The sequence below is a fragment of the Collinsella aerofaciens genome (assembly GCF_902501475.1).
GTDB classification, from domain to species: Bacteria; Actinomycetota; Coriobacteriia; order Coriobacteriales; family Coriobacteriaceae; genus Collinsella; species Collinsella aerofaciens_AL.
The window spans coordinates 1-18838 of record NZ_CABWIF010000006.1 but is presented as its reverse complement, the minus strand read 5'-3'; the positions used below and the strand labels follow the sequence as shown (position 1 = coordinate 18838).

Genomic DNA, 18838 nt, shown 5'->3' with positions numbered 1-18838 from the left:
ATGGCAACGAAGAGGTTTGATGACGTGGCCGAGAAGGCACGTGCGTTAGAGGCTCAGGCGAAGAAGCTGCGCCGCGAGGCGCAGGCCGCGAGGACGAAGGCTTACGCCGACGCGCTCGTGGCGGTTTTCCCTGAAGTGAAGGACATGGGTTCGGCGGAAGAGGTCCTTGACTTCGTCAAGGGGCTGAAGCCGGGCACCGGACACGGAATGCAGGATGCGCGCGCCGCTGGCGCTGCGGATTCCGCGTATGCCCAGACCGCAGAAGCTGGAGAGTCGTCGGAAGCGCACGGCGGTTTTTCCGGCGCGGCCTACCGGGGGTAGCCGTGCCGGGTTCCACCGAGGGATTCGGGTTCCATGTCGGACAGGGGGAGTCGTTCCCGTGTCCGACATGGACGGGCGAGGCTCGGTGGACAAAAGGCGGGGGGTTCGAAGGGGACGGCGCAGCCGCCCCCTCGCAAGCTGACGGAGTAGGGCAAATTGCGAGAATCGCAATTTGTACGTACGAAGTCAATGCTTGCTCTTTTCCCCTTTGCGCAGAGACGTTGTGGGATTAGCCGAAAACGGCATTTCGGATTGTCCGCCGCAGGCGGGCGTTTCGGATAGTAGCAAAGGAGGTGTTCCGCATGGCGGAAACGTATGAAAAAAGAAGCGGGAAGGCGACGCGCCAGAAGTACGTGAAAGACCGCCGCGACAAGGTGGTTCAGGTGCGTATGAACGACGCGGAGCTTTCCCTGCTGGACGAGCAGCGCGGGACGTGCTCGCGTTCCAATTTTCTTCGCGGTGAGCTGTACGCGAGTCGGTACGCGCCGCCCAGCCGCGAGGTGGTTCTGGACGTCCCGGCCCTGGACCGTGTCCGTGTCGAGCTGAACCGCATCGGCGTCAACATGAATCAGATTGCCCGCGCGCGCAACCGGCGCTTGAGCGGCATGGGAGTGCTCGACGCGGCGCGTGAGGAAATGAGGACGAAGGACGAGGCGGAAGCGTTCCGCGAGTTCCGCGATTCGGTGGACAAGCTCCGGGCGCAAGTCGATGGACTGCGTGCGGATTTGCAGGCGTACGTGGAGACGGGAGGTGGTGTCTGATGTCAACGACGCATGTGCAGTCGCTTCCGAACGTGCGCGGGCGCATGTCGTACACCGAGTTCGGCGAGGGAAAGCGCAGACGCGCTCATCTGGAAAACGGCACGGACCGCATCGCCGCGCAGATGGGTGACGCCGCCTCAAGAGGGGATTTCATTGTCTACTGCGAGGGGCAGAGGCATCGCCACCCGAACGCGGTCAACGAGGGCTACGAGCTGCGCATCTCATGGGCGACCGACGAGCTTGACCCAAGCAAGGCCGACGACATCCAGCGCGGCATGGAGTACGCGTACACGCTGTGCCACGAGCTTGCCCCCGACTCCATGTGCTGGGTCACCATGCACGTGGACGGCGAGGGAGGCTGCGTGCATGCGCACGCGACCATTGCGAACCACGACGCCCGTACCGGGCAGGTCATCAACAAGGGGGACACGAGCTTCTACGCTCCGCGTGTGAAGGCGGTCAATGATGAGCTGAGTCGTGCGTGCGGCTTTCAGGTGCTGGGAGCGGACAAGGAGATGTCCCTCTGGGAGCAGAAGCGCGAGACGTTCCCGCCCGGTTCTTTCGACCGGCGTCTCGGCGACAGGGTGGCGGATGCCCGCGACAGCTCCAGCACGCTGGACGAGTTCAGGCGCAATCTTGAGTTGAGCGGCGTGACGCTGAAGGAGACCACGAAGACCGACGGGAAGACCGGCGAGGTCACGACGGGATGGTCCTACAAGGCTGTGGACGAGTGGGGACCGAAGCGCCGCACCCGCAAGCGCCGTGCCTCCAACCTCGCCGACGACCTGACCCGCGAGGGCATCGAGGCGTACTTCGAGGCGAAGCAGCGCGAGCTTGAGGTACAGGAGCAGGACGCTCCGGCACCGGAAGTCCTTCCCGACGTGCCCGAGACGGCAGAACCGGCAGAACAGCCTTCTGCGGATTTCGCTCTCGACGTGTACGACCTCGACCGTGCGTACGTGTCGGAGATGGCGTCCGACCTCCAGAAGGCGCACATCCACCGCTCACGCGAGGAGGGCAAGCCCTTCATGGACGAGCGCTATCAGCAGATTGTCGAGGCGCGGAACCACCCGGACGAGCAGCTGGCGAAGTTGCGCGAGGACGTGGACGCCGCAAGGCGCGAGTTCCATGCCTCCAAGGAGGCGCGCGACACACTGCAAAGCCCGTGCCCGGGGCTTCTGGCCGGCATGCACGTGTTCGCCAAGGCGGGGTGCAACGCCAAGGACCCCGTGTCCCGCATGATGGCCGACATGACCGCCATGATGCTGCGCATGATGATTAAGGAGGCGCTTGACGAGGAGGCCCGCAGGCAGCGCGAGGAGGCGGAGAGGCGCGTGTACGAGTCCCGCAAGAACATGTGGGACGCCGAGAAGCGCCTCAAGGCGGCGGAGAAGGCGCTGTCCGACGAGGACGAGCGCGAGACCAAGGCACATGCCAAGACCATGCGGGCGCGCTATGCCAGGGCGCGAAGTGCCAGCCCAAGCGCGCCGAGGTCGGCGGACAAGGACACGCAGTTCGGCGAGTAGCCGAGAAGATAAGGGAGCAGCGTCAAGCTGCTCCCTTTCTCAATGGATTTCAGGTGCTGGCACGTAGTCCCAGCTGGTCCCGAAGTGCGTGATTCCCCACACGTACAGGTCAAGCTCCTCGTCGTGGAACACCGGCTCGTCGGTGTGCTCCATGATAAACGACGGGTCCTGCACGATGTACCACTGGAAAATCTCCTCCCACGGTGCCCAGTCCCCGCTCACGGGTTCGAGCGGGCGGCTGGCTATTTCGTTTGCGAGCACCATCCCGCCGCACGTCTCGGCAAGGTCGGCGTAGGTCTTGATGCCGTAGTCACTCATCGCCTTTCCCCTCCGCTTCCCGCTCCTCGATTCGCTTGAGGTATTCCGCCACGCAGTAGCGCATGGTGCGCAGGGCCTCGCAGTCGATGCTCTCCGCGAGGATGTCCCCGTCGAGCACGACCTCGCCCAGCGCGTTCACGAACCGCCACTCCATCACGTTGTCGATGCGCTTGAGCACGTCCTTTAGGGTGCCGCTGTCGCGCATGGGGGCGTTGCCGTCCACCTTCGCCATGCGCTCAAGCTCCTTGGCCTTCGCCGAGCAGATGCGGGCGGTGCGCCTGAGCACCTGCGCCCTCCACATGGCCTCCTCCTGCGGGCTGTTGGGTTCAAGACGCTCCTTGTCCATCGTGTACCTCCTTATCTTCGTTTCAGAGGCACCCGACGCCGCAGGCGTCTTTCACGCATGCCCATCCAAAGCCCAGCGCAAGACCTCCGAAAGACCTCCGAGGGGGCTTTGTTCGGGCAGGGGCGCGAAATGGGCTCAGCACAGCCCAGCGAAAGACCTTCGCAGGGGCTTTGTTCGGACAGGGGCGCGAAAAGGTCTCAGAACAGCCCACCGAAAGACCTCGAAAAGCCCTTCAAAGGTCGGTGCGCCGTGAGGCGCATTATCGTCTCAATCGGGTTTACGCGCAGTCAGTTGTCTGCATTCGCGTAAGCGTCTCGATGATTTGATGCTCGGATACCGGGCGAAGGCGCCATGCGTCGAGTCCGATGTTGACGCTCGTCCCGTCATGGAACTCGTCGGGCGATTTCCCGTGGGTGTGTCCGTAGAGGTGGACGATGCCGTCCGGCACGTCGGGGGCATATCTCAGTAACGCCTTGTCCATCGAGTTCGATGCGACATCCTTCAGCTCGATGCCCTGTTCGATGTACGCCCTGCGCGGCGTGTGCGAGACGATGGCGGGCATGCCGTTCTCGAGCGTCAGGAACAGGTTGGGCGATATGGAGCCGATGCAGACGGACGCGAAGTCGTACGCGTTGGTGTTTCGGATGTGGAACCCGTCGTGGTTCCCGAGTATCAGGTGGATGCGCGAATGAGGTACGGTCAGGTCGTCGAGCAGGTACAGGGCGCGGCGGAGGCTCTTGTGGCCGCCGGCGGACAGGTCGCCCGCGATGTAGAGGTCGTCGTTCTTCCCGCATACGGCGTTGATGCGTCGGATGATGAGCCTGTCATGGGCCTCCGTGTCGACCATCTCGTTGAATCGGTACTCCGACAGCTCGCGTCGCAATTGGTTGATGCCGTCAGGTGCCTCGATGATGTCGCGGTCGGGACGCATCCCAGGTTTCCAGAAACCTCGCGTCGCGGCGACGAACGGGTGTGCTAGATGCAGGTCGGATGTGAAGTAGCGCATAGTTCGTGTTCCTCCTTTCGTTATATGGTTTGTTGCGTTTTCGGCTCTCGCCGACGGGAGTCGGTTATATGGGATAGAGGCGTTTATTTATGCCTAGAAGCGATTTGATTTAGTTGTTGGTACGGGAATGCCAACACGTCTGTTTCGGGGTCTTAAATCGCCTCTCAGGTCGTTTGGGAACCGTCGGCTTGCGTTCGTTAAGTCGTGTTTACGATGGCGAGCCTCGTTTATGATTCCCTTGATGGTTCGCGGCAGCGCCGCGACATGCTATTGCCTTTCGCGTGAAAAATAAAGGGGAGCATCCGTTATGCGGATGCTCCCCTTGTTCGGGAAACGGACACCCGCACGCGACCGGAGGGAGCGCGCGGGTCTGTGAGGGCTATGCCCGAACACAGTACGTGCCGTGATGATGCCGTCATTGCTGATGGTTATGCCACCCGTTACTGACGAGCACTCGCATCCCGCTACGCGGGAGCGGTGCTACTGGCGAGCGCCACACGAACTGCAATACACGTAGTCCACGTAGGTTTCAGTCGTGTAGGAACCGTGGTCCTCCTTGTGGGAACCAATTTGAACCGTCTGGTTCTCGTAGATAGTTTCATTACGGTAGTTTTCAGGTAAACCTTGCTTGATGAGTGCTACAGCATGTGCCTTGGCATCATTGATGTCGGTAGTGGTATAGCCGTCATAAGCGAAGATGAACTTGGTGCCGACAGCGACCTGCTGAGTGCCGTAGTCGGGTACGTCAACCCAGTTGCTTACCCAGACTTGGCGGGTAGCCGTGTGGTTCACCCAAGTGTGCGTATGGGCAGGCTTGGAAGGCTTGTTGGACTGAGAAGGCTTGCTGGAAGCAGAACCCGCGTTCGAAGAACCGTTGTTGGAAGCCTGGGAACCAGCGTTGCTGTCGGCCTTGTTGTTGTTGTCATTCTTGGCAGACGGGGTCGTCTGGGCAGGCTTGTCGTTGACATCGACGTCCTTGTCGGCGTCAGTCGCCTCCTGCTTGGTCTCGTCGCTCGCGTTCGGGTTCTTGGCGACGTTGCCGTCGAGCTTGTCGAGGATGCCAGTGCCCGCATCGCCCTTCAAGGTCTCGTCACCCTTCTTGATGGCGTCCTTGGTCTTGTTGACGATGTCCGCGAGCATATCGTCGGTGACCTTGTCGGCGGGAATCTGCGCCATAGGGCAGTTGACGGCAGGCGCGGTCTTCGCGTCGGCGTCGACGGTGATGTCGACGGGAGCGCCCGTGTCGTAGATGTCGAAGGCGGAACCGTCGGAGTTGACGGGGCTGACGAAGCTCACGGTGTAGTCGCCCTCGGCGAGTTCGACCGTGGAAGTGCCCTTGTTGCCATCGGCATCGGGGGTCACCGCGTGGTAGAAGTCCACGTCGTTGCCCTCGATATGGGCGATGGCGGGCGTGGAGTTCTCGTCCCAGCCGTGGTCGGCCGTGACGCTGAGGGTCACATCGACGGTCTTTTGTTCGTCGGTATCGGTCTTGTCTTGCTGTGTGAAAGCGCCTGATGCTGCGGCAATCGACACGGCTATGACGGCAACGACTACGATTACGATGGCCGCTGTATGTGGCTTGTGGTTTTTAACCCATTCGATTGCCTTTTCCATTTAGTCCACCTCTATCCCTTTTGTGTCAGGGGTGTCCAACACGAAGCCGGCGTGGTTTTCGTTGACTGTTGTGGCAAGCCCGCTGAAGCCGGCGAATGTCATGTCGTAGACGGTCTGCTTATTGACAGGCGAAAAAAGTTCGATTCTCTCGTTGCGAATTGCCTTCCCGGCTTCGGTATAGCTTACGTTTATACCCCAAGTGAGTACATCGGCAGGGGTTTGCTCTTCGTCGTCTACCTGCCCTTTGCGGCCTGACTGCGCTTTGTAGAAGGAATACGAAGGGGCGTCGAAGGATATCGTCTCGCTCTGCGTGTTGTTTCCGCTGCCGTCTGTCTCAATGTGAAGCGTGTAAGGCTGAGCCTTCGGCTCCTGATACGTAGCCGACTTAGTTGCGGCCTGACCGTCTTTTGCTGCGTTCAGTTGAGCTTCCAAATCGTTGAGCACTTGGCTGTAAAGAGACTTCATCTCTTCTAAATCAGCGTCGGTTAGGTCTGACAGTGCGCTTCCGCCAAGCCCGGACGTGTACGTGCCGCTGTCGTACTCATCTTTCAGAGTATCGTAGGCGCTTTGAATGCGCTCAATAGCCGGAGCTGTACTGTCGAGGGCGTCCTGACGTTCTGTGTCGAACACCTTCTTGTCTTGCTCCTTTGCCATCTCAACGATTTCATCGTCAGACTTACCGTTCAAGTCTGCGAATGTCGCTCCGTCGCATTGGTATGCGGTGACGTTGCCGTTTCCGTCAAAGACAAGAATGCGGTCAATTTCTCCGTCTTTCTCTATTGCGTCATTCTTGTTGTACTGCACCCATACGCTTTTCTGCCCGAAAGCCTGAGATACAGCAAGCGGCTCACTCGCACTCTTTACATCGTTTGCACCCCCACAGCCTGCGAGTGTGAGTGTGAGCAGGCATGCAGTGGCTACCGCAGCTGCGGTAAGTCTTCTCTTCTTCATACTATGTACCTCCAAATGATTAAGATTTTTAGCCTCACCCGCCGCATCGAAGTGGATGCGGGTCTAATGATATGTCGGGGCCAGAAGAATATGAAGTGTATGGGCTGAAAATAGCCTATACAGATTATTATATTATCCACACATTCTCCATACGATTCAAAAGTAGATGAATTGTATGGGCGGTGAAGGGATGAAATATTACGAAATAGGACAGCGCATACGCCGCTATCGCAAGGCATGCGGTCTGTCGCAGGAGGCTCTTGCCGAGAAGGCTGGCATCTCTGCAACGCATATGAGCCACATCGAGACCGGGAACACCAAGCTGAGCCTTCCGGTTCTCGTAAACATTGCGGAGGCTCTTTCGGTGCAGACGGATGCTCTGCTTTACGACACCCCACGATTTTCCAAGACGGTTGCGTCGGAACACATACAGAATCTGCTTGATTCATGCACGACGGAGCAGCTCTATGTGATTATTGATACTCTCGAAGCTCTCAAGGTTTCACTGGATAAGCACGTGGGTGATTGAATTGATTTACAGCCTCGACTTGTGAAAGCCCGGTACGAATAGGTGCCGGGCTTTTTTCGTGCGCCCATAGGTCGCTGTTATTGCCTATATACACCCACAGGCTATTGATAAAATACACGTTTGGGCGCATAATATATACATAAATGAAGGTGATTTCAATGGATGAGAACACAGACAGCATGACTCCAGCCGAGGAGCTTAAACACATGCGCGAGCTGTACGGTATGAAGCGCTCCGAGTTCTGCGAGCATTTTGGAATCCCTCTACGCTCGCTGCAACATTGGGAGATTGGAGACCGCAAGCCGGCTCCGTTTCTGATTTTCCTTATTCGCAAGGTGTACGACCTCGAACAGGAGAATAAATACTTGCAAGAGTGCATCGACACACTCGACCGTCAAAACGATGAGCTGAAAGCACTTATTAAATCTCAGGCAGATACACAGTAACAAGTAGTCTTCCACGTTCTATGGGCGACGGGCTTTATGAATCAATAACCGAGGTGGATTTTAATGAGTACAAATAAAGAATTACGCGAGGGGGTGGCCGACAAGGCAAAAACCTGCTTCCTGTATGTTCGCGTCTCCACGAAGATGCAGGTGGAGAATGGAGAATCAATCGAGGCGCAGCTGTACGACCTGCGCGACTATGCAAAGCGCAATAACCTGCGCATCTTGCACGAATATATTGACGATGGATATTCGGGAAAGAACATCACCGGGCGTCCCCACTTCCAAGAGATGATGGAAGAGATAAAATCCGGCGTTCGCGCGGATTATGTTCTTGTGTTCAAGCTGAGCCGTTTCGGGCGTAACGCAGCAGACGCACTTTCGTCGCTTCAGCTTATGCAGGATTACGGAACAAACCTCGTCTGCATCAAGGATGGCATCAACAGCGAAGCCCAGATGGGCAAGATGATGATTGCGTTCATGTCGGCGTTCGCAGAAATGGAACGTGAAAACATCCTTGTTCAGACGATGGCTGGGCGCGAGCAGAAGGCCCGCGAGGGAAAGTGGAATGGCGGACAAGCCCCCTATGGCTATAAGCTCGTCAAGGACGAAAAGGGCAAGGGGCATCTGGAAATCGACGAAGACGAGGCGGAAATCGTTCGCATCATATTCCGCGAGTACACCAAGAACGGCAAGGGCGTTATGGCGCTCGCATCTTGGCTTAATGCGCAGGGATACCGTAAGAATGTCCGTGGGAACGGCAAGTACGAGCACTTTGTCCCGACGTTTCTAAAGAACGTACTGTGCAACCCTGTATATATTGGAAAAATTGCTTACGGACGTCGCAGGACGACACCCGTCAAGGGCAAGCGCAACGAATACCGCATGATTAAGCAGTCCGATTATGACGTGTACGATGGAGAGCACGAGGCCATCATTGACGAGGCTACATGGAACGCGGCACAGGAGCGCATGGCCGAGGAGTCCCATCCGTTCCCGGAAGCAAAGACTGGCGAGCACGTGCATCTTCTCACGGGAATGCTCATCTGCCCGGTATGCGGGCGCAAGATGATTGCCAATGTCTCACACGGAAAGCGAAAGAAGGACGGGACTGTAGGCAAGTCCACCTACGCGTACGCCTGCAAGTACAGCAAGAAACAGTTCGGGCCAAGTTGCACGTTTACCCGCCAGTTCAAGCAAGAGTACATCGACAGAGAAGTAATCGAGGTCATAGCACATGCCGCCTACTCCGATGTATTCGAAGAGCGTGTGCGCGACGAGCTTGATGCCGCTGTGGATATTGAGAAGCTGGAAGCGGACGTGGAACGCATAGGCAAGGCACTGGACAACAACAAGGCGGCAAGGCGCATGCTGTCCCGCAAGCTCGATTCTTTGGACGTGTCCGACCGTAGCTATGAGCGTAAGTACGAGGATATGCAGGCGCGGCTCGATAAGCTATATGACGAGTACGCAGACATCGAGACTGCGTTCGATGACGCAAACTCGAAGCTGGAGAGCGCCAAGGAGAAGCAAGTGACGACTGCTCGCATATACGAGATGCTTGACGAGTTTCGTGAGCATTTCGACGAGTATGACCCTGTGCGTAAGAAGGAGATTCTGCGGCAGGTAGTGGATAGCGTTGAGATAAATCCTGACGCAAACCCGAAGAAGGGTGACACGATTGTGACGCGTGTGCGCTTCAAGTGCCCCGTATCCTTTTATCCTACGTTGCCCGAAGAGGCTTATGATGCACTCGGCGTCAAGGAGTTCAACCGCTTGGAAACGACAGAATATGTTTCCGAGAAAAAATCTCGGGTTGACGAAGATACCGTTGAAACCGTAGCGGTCCTCGAACGCCGCTAACCAACCTCAGTAGATTTTTGGGACAAGAAAGGGGGCGACCCGCCTGGGCCGCCCCCTTCGCTTGGTTTATAAACTCCGCTACATCCCATTGCGCAGATCGCACACGCCGGCTGCCGCCATCTCGCGCAGCAGCGTCTCGCGGTCGCGCGTCACGATCAAATCCAGCGGGAAGTGAATCTCGTCGAGCATCTTGCGCGCGTGATCGAGCTTGCCAATGGCCATGCCAATGTGGGCATCGGTCGACACGCCAATGCCCACGCTCAGCTCGGCGCAGCGCTCGGCGATCTTGCGGCATACGGCCCAATGCTCAGTGTCGACACCGTGTTCAAGACTATGGTTGTTGATTTCGATAATCTTGTGCTTGGCCTTAGCCGCCAACAGCACCTCGTCGATATCGAACGGCACGCCCGAACGCCCCGTGTGACCCAGCATGAACACCTTGGGGTGCTCCAGGGCATTGATATACATCTCGGTCGTCTGGGCCAGCGTCGCGCCCTCAGCAATCTGCGGATTATGCACGCTTGCAACCAAATAATCCAAATTACGCGTAACCAAATCGAACAGCGAATGCTGACGGCTGTACGAATCGCCGGCAATATCGAGCGTGACAGGAGTGTCCTCGCCAAACAGGCTTCCGTCCAGCGAAACGATATCGGCCTCGGCACCACGCAGCACCAGCACGCCGCTCCAAATGCGCGGCCAGATATCCTGGTTGATAAAGAACTGATAACTGCGCAGGTCATTAGGGCAAGCCGTAACCATAGAGCTCAGATGGTCGGCAGATCCGAGCACCTGCAGGCCACGCTCTGCCGCCCAGTACACATTCTCCTCAATGGTCGAATATGCATGCGCAGAGAACATCGTATGGGTATGAATGTCACAAGAAAGCAGGTAGGGCATCAGGTCTCCTTATCTGGCACGGCCGTCGCTTATATTCATTGTACGCATAGCCTTCAATAGTCGTAAAACCACTCCATCCCAACGACACAACGTTCATGACAACGGGGCCTGGCTTAACACCAAACCCCGTTTCACGTAAAACATTGTAGGCAGAGCGCTTTACTTTTAACGATACTCGTCCGCCAACTGTTTCCAAGCGGGTAGCGAATTGACAATCGTTTCGTAACTCACGCAATAGCCCAGGCGGAACCAACCCGGCATACCAAAGCTGTCCGAGGGAACCGCAAGCAACTCATACTTCTTTGCGCGCTCGCAAAACGCATTCGCATCGGGCTCCAACGCTTTCACCCATAGGTAGAACGCGCCATCCGGCTCAACATAGGTGTAGCCATACTCCGCTAGTGCGTCGGTGAGCGCCGTGCGGTTGCGAGCATAGGCCTCGACATCACTCGGCTCATCGATGCAATCGATAATCACGCGCTGGAAGAGCGCCGGTGCACATACAAAACCCAGCGTACGGGCAGCACCCGCAACAGCCGGCATCAGACGCGCAACCTGCGGATTGGTGTTGGGAACCAAGATCCAGCCCACGCGCTCACCAGGCAGCGACAGCGACTTGGAATACGAGTAGCACACGATGGTGTGCTCGTAAATCGAGGGCACCCAAGGCACCTCGGCACCGTACACGATCTCGCGGTACGGCTCATCCGAGATGAGCATAATCGGATTCTCGGGATCGCGCTGAGCGTTGGCCTCGCGCAGAACATTGGCCAGTCGCGTCAGCGTGTCGCATGTATATACGGCACCGGTCGGATTGTTGGGAGAGTCGATGATGACGGCCGCCGTCTTATCGCTGATCGCCTTGAGCACGTTGTCCACGCTCAGCTGAAACGTATCTTCATCGGCGAGCGCCTCAACACACGTACAGCCGGCCTTCTCAATCCAAACGCGATACTCCGGAAAGTACGGGGCGATAACAATAACCTCGTCGCCCGGGTTCGTAACGGCGTTGAGCGTGCAGGTGAGCGAAGCCGCGGCACCCACCGTCATAAATACGTCTTTGCCCTCATAGCTCGTGCCAAAGCGGCGGTTGAGCGATTCGGCCACAGCGGCACGACATTGCGGCAGGCCCGGTGCGGGCGTGTAGCCGTGCAACTGGTCGCTCGGCAGCTCCAGGGCCTTCTTAATCGACTCAGCCACAGCAGCGGGCGACGGAACGCTCGGATTGCCCAGCGAAAAATCGAATACGTTTTCCGCACCGATCTGCGCCTTGCGCTCAAGGCCATAGCTAAAAATCTCACGGATGATGGAGCTTTCCGCACCGCGAGCATACATAGTTTCGTTGATCATCTGTTCCCCTTTCGCATAGGCGCTATTGTACGCTTTAGCCGAGCAAAGTGCCGCAGTAATGTTGATTGGGGACAGACTTAAATGCGTGAAAACGCTCATTTAAGTCTGTCCCCAATCAACAGACGGCCCCATATCGCTCAAAAGAAAAAGCCTCCGCAGGTTTCCCCGCGGAGGCTTTCGCCACAAAGGCTATTTGTCGGCGTCGGTGTCGGCACCAGCATTGACGGCACGGTCATCGGCGGCATCATCGGATGCGGCCTCGGCATCCTCCTGCATGGCCGCCTGCGCAAAGGCCGCGGCATCAGCCGCCAGCTCTTCCTCGCTCATACGAGGCGCGCGCTTCTTGGACGGCATGCCGGCCGCCTTGGCATTGCGCTCCTCCTTGGCTGCTAGGATATCGCCCTCGCGCTCAAGGTAGACATCCCACTCGTTGTCGAGCAGGGCATTCACGGCATCGCCCTCGACAGTCTCGCGCTCAAGCAGCACCTTCGCCATCAAATCGAGCTGATCGCGACGGGCATCCAAGATCTCGACCGCACGACGATGGGCCTCGCGCATGATGCGCTGAACCTCGATATCGATGCGGCGCGCCGTCTCCTCGGAGTAATCCTGGTGATCAGCGTAATCGCGGCCCAGGAATACCTGATGCTGCGCCTCACCAAACACCTGCGTTCCAAGCTCCTCGCTCATGCCCAGGCGCGTGACCATCTCACGCGCCATCTTGGTCGCGCGCTCCAGATCGTTGCTCGCGCCCGACGTGATGTCGTCGCACATGAGCTCCTCGGCAACGCGACCGCCCAAGAACACGGCAAGCTCGTCGAGCATCTCGTTCTTGGTCTTGAGGAAGTGGTCCTCCTGCGGAAGCTGCAGCGTGTAGCCCAGGGCCTGACCGCGGCTGACGATCGAGATCTTGTGGACCGGATCGGAGTGCTCCAGGATATGGCCCACCAAAGCGTGACCGCTCTCGTGGTAGGCAATCGTGGTGCGCTCGGCCTCGGTCATCACGCGACCCTTGCGCTGCGGTCCGGCAATCACGCGCTCCATCGATTCCTCGACCTCGTCCATCGAGATCACGGAACGATGGCGGCGGGCAGCCAACAGTGCAGACTCATTGAGCAAGTTCGCCAGGTCGGCGCCGGTAAAGCCAACGGTCATCTGGGCGAGCTTCTCAAACTTAACGTCCTCGTCCATCGGCTTGTTCTCGGCATGCACGCGCAAGATCTGCTCGCGGCCCTTCACATCCGGACGGTCGACCGTAACCTGACGGTCAAAACGACCGGGACGCAGCAGCGCCGGATCCAGAATGTCGGGGCGGTTGGTGGCGGCGATCAGGATGACCGACTCGCTCTCCTCAAAACCGTCCATCTCGACCAGCAGCTGGTTGAGCGTCTGCTCGCGCTCGTCGTGACCGCCGCCCAAGCCGGCTCCGCGCTGACGTCCCACGGCATCGATCTCATCGATGAAGATGATCGACGGGGCCTGGGACTTGGCCTCCTTAAAGAGGTCACGCACGCGGCTGGCGCCGACGCCCACGAACATCTCGACAAAGTCGGAACCCGAGATGCTAAAGAACGGCACGCCCGCCTCGCCGGCAACGGCCTTGGCCAGCAGGGTCTTACCAGTACCCGGAGGGCCCACCAGCAACACGCCGCGCGGAATCTTGGCGCCCAGCTTGCGATAGCGGTCCGGATCGCTCAAAAAGTCACGGATCTCCTCGAGCTCCTCGACTGCCTCGTCCACGCCGGCAACGTCTTCAAACTTGACCTTGGGGCGTGTGGCCTCGTTGGTCTTGGCGTTGGTCTTGCCAAACTGCATGTTCCTGTTGTTGGCGCCCATCATCTGGCGCATAAAGTAGAACATGATGGCGATAAGGGCGATCGTCGGAAGCACGCTCATCGCCAAGTCGCCCCAAAAATCGGGGTCATTGGTGTTGACGATGTACTTAGTGTCGGGGTGCTCCGCCATAAGCTCGGCAAGCGAATCGGAGCCGACATAGGTCGAAGAGAAGCTCTTGAGCTCGCTCGTATCGCCCTTGTCCTTTTTTGTCTTCCAGTAATGACCCGTCACGCTTCCGTCTTGAACCGTATAGGTCAGATCTTCGACGCGATCCTGCTTGATGGCGCTGACCATCTCGCTCGTCGCGAGCTTAACGGTATTGCTGGAGCTGGCAAAGCCGGAACCCATATTAAAGAAGGCATAGCCCAGGAGCGCGCAAGCCAAAAGAAAATACAGCCAGCCCGTACGCGTGGGCTTCTTGCCTCCGGGCATCCCCGAGATCTTTGGGTCCCGGGGAGTCTGGGAATTGTTGTCGTTACGGTCGTCGGGCATCTTACGAATAAACCTCCGGTTTCAAAATGCCCAGATACGGAAGGTTGCGATAGCGCTCGGCATAGTCGAGGCCGTAGCCCACCACAAAGGCATCGGGGCAATGGGTTCCAACATACTTGGGCGTGATGGCCGAGACGCGGTCCTCAACGTCCTTCCACAGGAAGGCGGCGACCTCCAGAGAAGCGGGCTTGCGGCTCTCGAGGTTCTTCATCAGATACTTGAGCGTCAGGCCCGAGTCCAGAATGTCCTCGACGATCAGCACGTCGCGACCGCGGATGTCGATATCCAGGTCCTTAATGATACGCACGATACCCGAGGACTTCACACCGTCGCCGTAGCTCGAAACAGCCATGAAATCGATGTTGGTCGGCAGCTCGATCTTACGCATCAGGTCGCCCATAAAGACCACGGCGCCGCGCAGGACCGCAATCAGCACCAGATCCTTACCCGCGTAGTCGCGCGTAATCTCCTCGCCCAGGCGAGAGACGATACCGTCGATATCCTCCTGCGTGAACAGAACCTTCTCGATATCCGGATGTTGAGAAGCCATGACAACCCTTTCTTGTGCTTATCGCCCACACACCGCCGTATGGACGCGAACTACACATTCTAGCAGCGCACGGGGTAAATTTACCAGCCCGTGCGCCATCAGCGCGGGAATACCGTCAACGTCGCACAGAATAGCAGGCGTGGGACGCTATTCCGCATCGACCACGCGGAGCAGATATGCCACGCGCGTTGCGGCCGTGCACTTAAAACGCTCGTCCGCGCGAACTCCGGCGACCCACACCACGGCACCCCCCGGCGCCGTCCTCACCATGGGCACGCCGGCGCGCTCGGAAACGGGAATGCGAGCCTCGCCTAGCAAATCGGATACTTTCTTGCTTCGGCCACTCATCCCTAACGGGCACATCACGTCTCCCGGCGCGGGACCGTCCACCCACAGGCGCGCCAATCGCGCCTCGGCAGGGATCTCGCCACGCGAGCCCGCCAGGATCCGCTCGCTATCGCTGTCGGCAAAACCCAGGGCAGCCGCGTCTACCAAAGCTGTCACTTCCCCGGCAGCCGCAAGCTCACGGGCGCGGCGCACGATATCGCATCCCGGCTCAACAGCCATCGGTTCTGTGACCAGCATACGTCCCCCGCCCAACGGCAAACGACCGGGTACGGTAACCCAGTCCGCGACCAGGCCCTCGCGAGCCGCCGGCGCCTTAAACGCCAGCATGCCAAACTCAATGCGTGCGTCAATCCCCGCCGGAAGCGTGACCGAGCCGGTGCCCTCGGCAACGCAGGAAAGGACTCGCTCCACATGTCGCATCTCGGGACGAGCGTCCGGATCGATGCGCTTAATCGCCAGTCGCACGATGCGCCGCGCGATTACCACCTCGGCCGCAGCCATGCGCCTGGCATCGAGCACCAGCGCACCCGCTGCCTCTTTGCGCAAACAGCTTCGAAACGCCTGTGCCGAAAGCTGAGACAAAAACGCGTCCTCATCGCCTAAGATCTCGCAGGCGGCGCCAATCGTCTTGCAGACGCTCGCGTTGCGCTGCGCCACCACTGGCATTACTCGATGGCGCACGTAGTTTCGCAGATACGAGATATCCTCATTGCTCTCGTCTTCACGCCACGGCTGACCATGTACCTGTAGATAGCCCACGAGCTCGCCATGAGTTAGGTCGAGCAAGGGACGTACCACGATATTCCTCCGGCGAGGAATGCTCGATAGGCCAGCGGGCCCCGAACCCTTAATCGCGTTCATCAAAAACGTTTCCGCGCGATCCGAAGACGTGTGCGCGGTGCAGATACGAGCCGCCGTTCGCGGTGCCCCCGTCTGGGCGCAGAGCTCGCGAACATACCTCCGCGCCGCGGCATAGCGCACTTCGCGGGCCGCGGCCTCAATATTGCCCGACTCCCCATCAAAATAAGCGTGCTCCACGCACAGCGGTAAACCATATTTCGCGCAGAGCTCACGCACAAAGGCCTCGTCGCCATCGGACGCCTTGCCGCGCAGATGATGGTTTACATGCAGCACATGCAGGCGCTCGCGAGCAATGGGGGCAACACCGCGCCCGTCTTGGATATCCAGCTTTGATGTGCACGCCATAAGAAGCAGTGCCGTCGAGTCCGCGCCGCCTGATACCATGAGCACGACAGGAGCAGCCTGCTGCCTCGTTCGGATCTCATCGACTGCCCCGGGCACGGCATGGTGTCCGTAATGCTGTGATACCGTAGGCATTTGCTTCCTCCTCTATTCGTCCGCACCCATTGTATCCTTTGGAATCTTATGTCTCGTCTGCACCTTCATATCCTTGGCAGCGGCTCAAAAGGCAACTGCGCGCTCATCGAAGGCCCCCGGGGGCTCATCATGATTGACGACGGTCTTTCTCGCCGCGAGACATTAAAGCGCATGGCAGAACTGGGACTCTCGGCAGACAACGTCTCGGCTCTTCTCATTACTCATGAGCATAGCGATCACATCAAGGGTCTCGATGTCTGGTGCAAGCACTGGCACGGTCCCCTCTTTGCCAGCAGGGGCACACTTTCGAGCAAAGAAAATCTTTCGCATCTGCCTGTCGAGGAATTCGACCCCGGTGACACCCTATCCATTGCCGGCATCCACGTGCAAACCTACTCAACATCACACGATGTCATAAATCCAATCGGCTTTCGATTCGACGCCCTCGATGATTCCATCGGCTTTGCTACCGACACCGGAGAGCTATCGAGCCAAGCCATGAACACCCTCAAAGATTGTCGAGTCCTCGCGCTCGAAAGCAACCATGATGTGACCATGCTGCGCGAGGGAGAATATCCCCGCTTTCTTCAGGAGCGCATCCTGTCTGCAAGGGGACACCTCTCCAATGGCCAAGCCGCCGAAGCCGCGCGCGAACTTGTTACCGATCGCACCGAACAACTCATTGCCATGCATATCAGCCAAGATAACAATCGTCCGAGCCTTACCGTCAAAAGCTATGCCAAAGCTCTGGCCGCAACCCTGGATGACGAGGTCGGCAGCTCCGCAACCCTTCTCCAAGGATCGCGAAAACTCTCGATACGCTCTGCGAGTCAGTATCGGCCAGCAACCATTCAATAGACTGTCCTAAACAGCAAAAGGGGCCGGGAATCGCTTCCCAGCCCCTTTTGTTGTCTTTTAATAGCGAAGAACACCAACGAAGTTATTCGATGGAGATCTTCGTAACGTTCTTCTTCTCGACGATCTTGGGAACCGTAACGGTCAGGATGCCGTCAGCGTACTTAGCCGAGAGGCCCTCGCTCGAAGCGTCCTTAAGATACACGCCACGCGTCGCGCTGTACGAGCTGAACTCCTTCTGCAGGAAGTTCTTGCCCTCGTTCTCCTCGTCTTCCTCGACATTCACGCTAATGGACAGACGGCCCTCGTTAAGCTCGACATCGATATCGTCCTTGGCGACGCCGGTCAGATAAGCCTTGACCTCATAGCCATCGCCCTTATCCTCAACGTCAACGGGGAACGCCTTAGAGGCAATCGAGCTGTTCGCTAGGTCGCTCATATCATCAAACAGATCGAACAGCGAGCTTGCAGAGGGACGAACGCCAAAAACCGAACGATAAGGAACCATGCTTGCCATGTTTACCACTCCTTTATAGGACTGCCGAGTCATCTTCCAGGTGACTGGGACTTCTTTTGACGCTCTTATATATGCCCACCCAGTGCTCATATATACATCGACTATAAAGTTTTTTGAGTCCAGTACTATAAGCATATCTAAGTGCGTATGACTCAGGTTTTAGGAAGGTTAAGGTTCTTTGAACCAGAGCTTAAATACCGAGTATGTCCCCAGCTACAAATAACAAGGGGCTTACAATGAGCGCGTACACGTTGTTGGTAACGAGCTAAAGGGCATCATGGACGACCAAAACCAGAACAATATGTTTATGCCGACGCAGGGGGAAGATACTTCCACGCAGCCGCCACGGTTCCATCGCCCCCACATCTCGCAAGAGCCCATTAATGATCCGGAGCCCGAGTATGTGACGAGAAATCGATATCAAACGCTCGAGGATGCCCAAACGGGACGTAAACATATGGGCGTCGCCTCGGGAGACCCCGTATATCTGAAAGACGCACCATTATCTAAAAACAGCGCAGCTAGTGATGAGCCGATGAAAGCATCCGCCACTCATCAACAAAGAGGTCCTCGACCAAAGCAAACCTTGACGAATTCGGCTCGCTATCTCGAAACGCCAAAACAGGGAAAATCAATCTTCGTTTCGTCAAGTAAACGACGCAAGCAGCATCGACTGACAATCCTGCTTTTGATCATTGTGGCCATAGCAGTTGCCCTTGTTATTCGATTTATCTTCTTTAAATAAAGGCTCAATACCAAAAACGATAAGATCGTCTGGTGTAATTGAGTCATTTACGCCCCATAAACGCAAAAAAGGGGGAGGCCGCGAGGCCTCCCCCTTCTAAGTTCAAGCGTACGGCTCGGTGCCGTCCACCGGTCAGCGGCGCCCTGGCCTCCCACGGGCTGACCCCGCAGTACTCTCGGCGCGATGGGGCTTAGCTTCCGGGTTCGGAACGGGACCGGGCGTGCCC

At 57.8% G+C, this 18838-nt stretch carries 19 protein-coding genes and 1 rRNA gene; 8 read left to right on the top strand and 12 right to left on the bottom strand.

Features of this window, described 5'->3' with window-relative positions:
* The 3 genes from GDJ93_RS10080 (at position 1) to GDJ93_RS01870 (ending at position 2608) form a co-directional block, all read left to right on the top strand.
* Positions 1–321: a hypothetical protein gene (locus GDJ93_RS10080; protein WP_226812415.1), complete on the top strand. Its 321-nt coding sequence runs from the start codon at positions 1–3 to the stop codon at positions 319–321.
* A gap of 302 nt (positions 322–623) precedes the next feature.
* A complete protein-coding gene (gene mobC, locus GDJ93_RS01875; RefSeq protein ID WP_152067550.1) occupies positions 624–1082 on the top strand; it encodes a plasmid mobilization relaxosome protein MobC in 459 nt (152 codons plus the stop codon).
* Positions 1082–2608, top strand: a complete 1527-nt coding sequence (locus GDJ93_RS01870; protein WP_152067549.1) for a relaxase/mobilization nuclease domain-containing protein — start codon at positions 1082–1084, stop codon at positions 2606–2608. The genes mobC and GDJ93_RS01870 overlap by 1 nt, the downstream gene beginning before the upstream one ends.
* 39 nt (positions 2609–2647) lie before the next feature.
* On the opposite strand, the gene GDJ93_RS01865 is transcribed toward GDJ93_RS01870, so the two are convergent.
* The 5 genes from GDJ93_RS01865 to GDJ93_RS01845 form a co-directional block, all read right to left on the bottom strand.
* Entirely contained in the window at positions 2648–2926 is a 279-nt protein-coding gene (locus GDJ93_RS01865) for a hypothetical protein (protein ID WP_152067548.1), read from the bottom strand.
* On the bottom strand, positions 2919–3272 hold the full coding sequence (locus GDJ93_RS01860; RefSeq protein WP_152067547.1) for a cAMP-binding protein: 354 nt from the start codon (positions 3270–3272) through the stop codon (positions 2919–2921). The genes GDJ93_RS01865 and GDJ93_RS01860 overlap by 8 nt, the downstream gene beginning before the upstream one ends.
* Positions 3273–3549: 277 nt before the next feature.
* Positions 3550–4278, bottom strand: a complete 729-nt coding sequence (locus tag GDJ93_RS01855; protein ID WP_152067546.1) for a metallophosphoesterase — start codon at positions 4276–4278, stop codon at positions 3550–3552.
* Between the two features lie 480 nt (positions 4279–4758).
* Positions 4759–5892, bottom strand: coding sequence for a hypothetical protein (locus tag GDJ93_RS01850; RefSeq protein ID WP_152067545.1), 1134 nt, complete (start codon positions 5890–5892; stop codon positions 4759–4761).
* Positions 5893–6843, bottom strand: a complete 951-nt coding sequence (locus GDJ93_RS01845; RefSeq protein ID WP_152067544.1) for a hypothetical protein — start codon at positions 6841–6843, stop codon at positions 5893–5895.
* Positions 6844–7033: 190 nt separating this feature from the next.
* Between GDJ93_RS01845 and GDJ93_RS01840 the strand changes: the two genes are divergently transcribed.
* The 3 genes from GDJ93_RS01840 (at position 7034) to GDJ93_RS01830 (ending at position 9681) form a co-directional block, all read left to right on the top strand.
* On the top strand, positions 7034–7372 hold the full coding sequence (locus GDJ93_RS01840) for a helix-turn-helix domain-containing protein (RefSeq protein WP_152067543.1): 339 nt from the start codon (positions 7034–7036) through the stop codon (positions 7370–7372).
* A gap of 158 nt (positions 7373–7530) precedes the next feature.
* On the top strand, positions 7531–7818 hold the full coding sequence (locus tag GDJ93_RS01835) for a helix-turn-helix domain-containing protein (RefSeq protein WP_193221415.1): 288 nt from the start codon (positions 7531–7533) through the stop codon (positions 7816–7818).
* A 63-nt stretch (positions 7819–7881) separates the two neighbouring features.
* Entirely contained in the window at positions 7882–9681 is a 1800-nt protein-coding gene (locus GDJ93_RS01830; RefSeq protein ID WP_152067541.1) for a recombinase family protein, read from the top strand.
* A gap of 78 nt (positions 9682–9759) precedes the next feature.
* Here GDJ93_RS01830 and GDJ93_RS01825 read toward each other — a convergent pair whose 3' ends face one another.
* The 5 genes from GDJ93_RS01825 to tilS form a co-directional block, all read right to left on the bottom strand.
* A complete protein-coding gene (locus GDJ93_RS01825) occupies positions 9760–10581 on the bottom strand; it encodes a phosphatase (RefSeq protein ID WP_152067540.1) in 822 nt (273 codons plus the stop codon).
* Between the two features lie 165 nt (positions 10582–10746).
* Entirely contained in the window at positions 10747–11931 is a 1185-nt protein-coding gene (locus GDJ93_RS01820; protein ID WP_152067539.1) for a pyridoxal phosphate-dependent aminotransferase, read from the bottom strand.
* Positions 11932–12120: 189 nt separating this feature from the next.
* Complete coding sequence (ftsH, locus tag GDJ93_RS01815) at positions 12121–14199, bottom strand: ATP-dependent zinc metalloprotease FtsH (RefSeq protein WP_264297876.1); 2079 nt, start codon at positions 14197–14199, stop codon at positions 12121–12123.
* Between the two features lie 61 nt (positions 14200–14260).
* A complete protein-coding gene (gene hpt / locus GDJ93_RS01810; RefSeq protein WP_022093938.1) occupies positions 14261–14809 on the bottom strand; it encodes a hypoxanthine phosphoribosyltransferase in 549 nt (182 codons plus the stop codon).
* Positions 14810–14956: 147 nt separating this feature from the next.
* Complete coding sequence (tilS, locus tag GDJ93_RS01805) at positions 14957–16495, bottom strand: tRNA lysidine(34) synthetase TilS (RefSeq protein ID WP_193221414.1); 1539 nt, start codon at positions 16493–16495, stop codon at positions 14957–14959.
* 48 nt (positions 16496–16543) lie between these two features.
* Here tilS and GDJ93_RS01800 point away from each other — a divergent pair, with 48 nt between their 5' ends.
* On the top strand, positions 16544–17353 hold the full coding sequence (locus GDJ93_RS01800; RefSeq protein WP_152067537.1) for an MBL fold metallo-hydrolase: 810 nt from the start codon (positions 16544–16546) through the stop codon (positions 17351–17353).
* 82 nt (positions 17354–17435) lie between these two features.
* On the opposite strand, the gene GDJ93_RS01795 is transcribed toward GDJ93_RS01800, so the two are convergent.
* The gene (locus tag GDJ93_RS01795; RefSeq protein ID WP_055310182.1) at positions 17436–17867 is read right to left on the bottom strand and encodes an Hsp20/alpha crystallin family protein; all 432 of its coding nucleotides are present in this window, start codon (positions 17865–17867) and stop codon (positions 17436–17438) included.
* Between the two features lie 277 nt (positions 17868–18144).
* Here GDJ93_RS01795 and GDJ93_RS01790 point away from each other — a divergent pair, with 277 nt between their 5' ends.
* Positions 18145–18612 (top strand): hypothetical protein, encoded by a 468-nt coding sequence (locus GDJ93_RS01790; protein ID WP_152067536.1) that lies wholly within the window; start codon positions 18145–18147, stop codon positions 18610–18612.
* Between the two features lie 130 nt (positions 18613–18742).
* Here the strand turns inward: GDJ93_RS01790 and rrf are convergent.
* Positions 18743–18838: ribosomal RNA gene (gene rrf / locus GDJ93_RS01785) — 5S ribosomal RNA — on the bottom strand; the annotation flags it as partial.

What these genes read in the sequence shown, in the direction of transcription:
- GDJ93_RS01830 (WP_152067541.1), top strand. Translation starts at nt 7,882, where the DNA reads ATGAGTACAAATAAAGAATTACGCGAGGGGGTGGCCGACAAGGCAAAA.
- GDJ93_RS01855 (WP_152067546.1), bottom strand. Translation starts at nt 4,278, where the DNA reads ATGCGCTACTTCACATCCGACCTGCATCTAGCACACCCGTTCGTCGCC.
- GDJ93_RS10080 (WP_226812415.1), top strand. Translation starts at nt 1, where the DNA reads ATGGCAACGAAGAGGTTTGATGACGTGGCCGAGAAGGCACGTGCGTTA.
- hpt (WP_022093938.1), bottom strand. Translation starts at nt 14,809, where the DNA reads ATGGCTTCTCAACATCCGGATATCGAGAAGGTTCTGTTCACGCAGGAG.
- GDJ93_RS01870 (WP_152067549.1), top strand. Translation starts at nt 1,082, where the DNA reads ATGTCAACGACGCATGTGCAGTCGCTTCCGAACGTGCGCGGGCGCATG.
- GDJ93_RS01860 (WP_152067547.1), bottom strand. Translation starts at nt 3,272, where the DNA reads ATGGACAAGGAGCGTCTTGAACCCAACAGCCCGCAGGAGGAGGCCATG.
- GDJ93_RS01865 (WP_152067548.1), bottom strand. Translation starts at nt 2,926, where the DNA reads ATGAGTGACTACGGCATCAAGACCTACGCCGACCTTGCCGAGACGTGC.
- ftsH (WP_264297876.1), bottom strand. Translation starts at nt 14,199, where the DNA reads ATGCCCGGAGGCAAGAAGCCCACGCGTACGGGCTGGCTGTATTTTCTT.
- GDJ93_RS01845 (WP_152067544.1), bottom strand. Translation starts at nt 6,843, where the DNA reads ATGAAGAAGAGAAGACTTACCGCAGCTGCGGTAGCCACTGCATGCCTG.
- GDJ93_RS01820 (WP_152067539.1), bottom strand. Translation starts at nt 11,931, where the DNA reads ATGATCAACGAAACTATGTATGCTCGCGGTGCGGAAAGCTCCATCATC.
- GDJ93_RS01835 (WP_193221415.1), top strand. Translation starts at nt 7,531, where the DNA reads ATGGATGAGAACACAGACAGCATGACTCCAGCCGAGGAGCTTAAACAC.
- GDJ93_RS01790 (WP_152067536.1), top strand. Translation starts at nt 18,145, where the DNA reads ATGGACGACCAAAACCAGAACAATATGTTTATGCCGACGCAGGGGGAA.
- tilS (WP_193221414.1), bottom strand. Translation starts at nt 16,495, where the DNA reads ATGCCTACGGTATCACAGCATTACGGACACCATGCCGTGCCCGGGGCA.
- GDJ93_RS01795 (WP_055310182.1), bottom strand. Translation starts at nt 17,867, where the DNA reads ATGGCAAGCATGGTTCCTTATCGTTCGGTTTTTGGCGTTCGTCCCTCT.
- mobC (WP_152067550.1), top strand. Translation starts at nt 624, where the DNA reads ATGGCGGAAACGTATGAAAAAAGAAGCGGGAAGGCGACGCGCCAGAAG.
- GDJ93_RS01825 (WP_152067540.1), bottom strand. Translation starts at nt 10,581, where the DNA reads ATGCCCTACCTGCTTTCTTGTGACATTCATACCCATACGATGTTCTCT.
- GDJ93_RS01840 (WP_152067543.1), top strand. Translation starts at nt 7,034, where the DNA reads ATGAAATATTACGAAATAGGACAGCGCATACGCCGCTATCGCAAGGCA.
- GDJ93_RS01850 (WP_152067545.1), bottom strand. Translation starts at nt 5,892, where the DNA reads ATGGAAAAGGCAATCGAATGGGTTAAAAACCACAAGCCACATACAGCG.
- GDJ93_RS01800 (WP_152067537.1), top strand. Translation starts at nt 16,544, where the DNA reads ATGTCTCGTCTGCACCTTCATATCCTTGGCAGCGGCTCAAAAGGCAAC.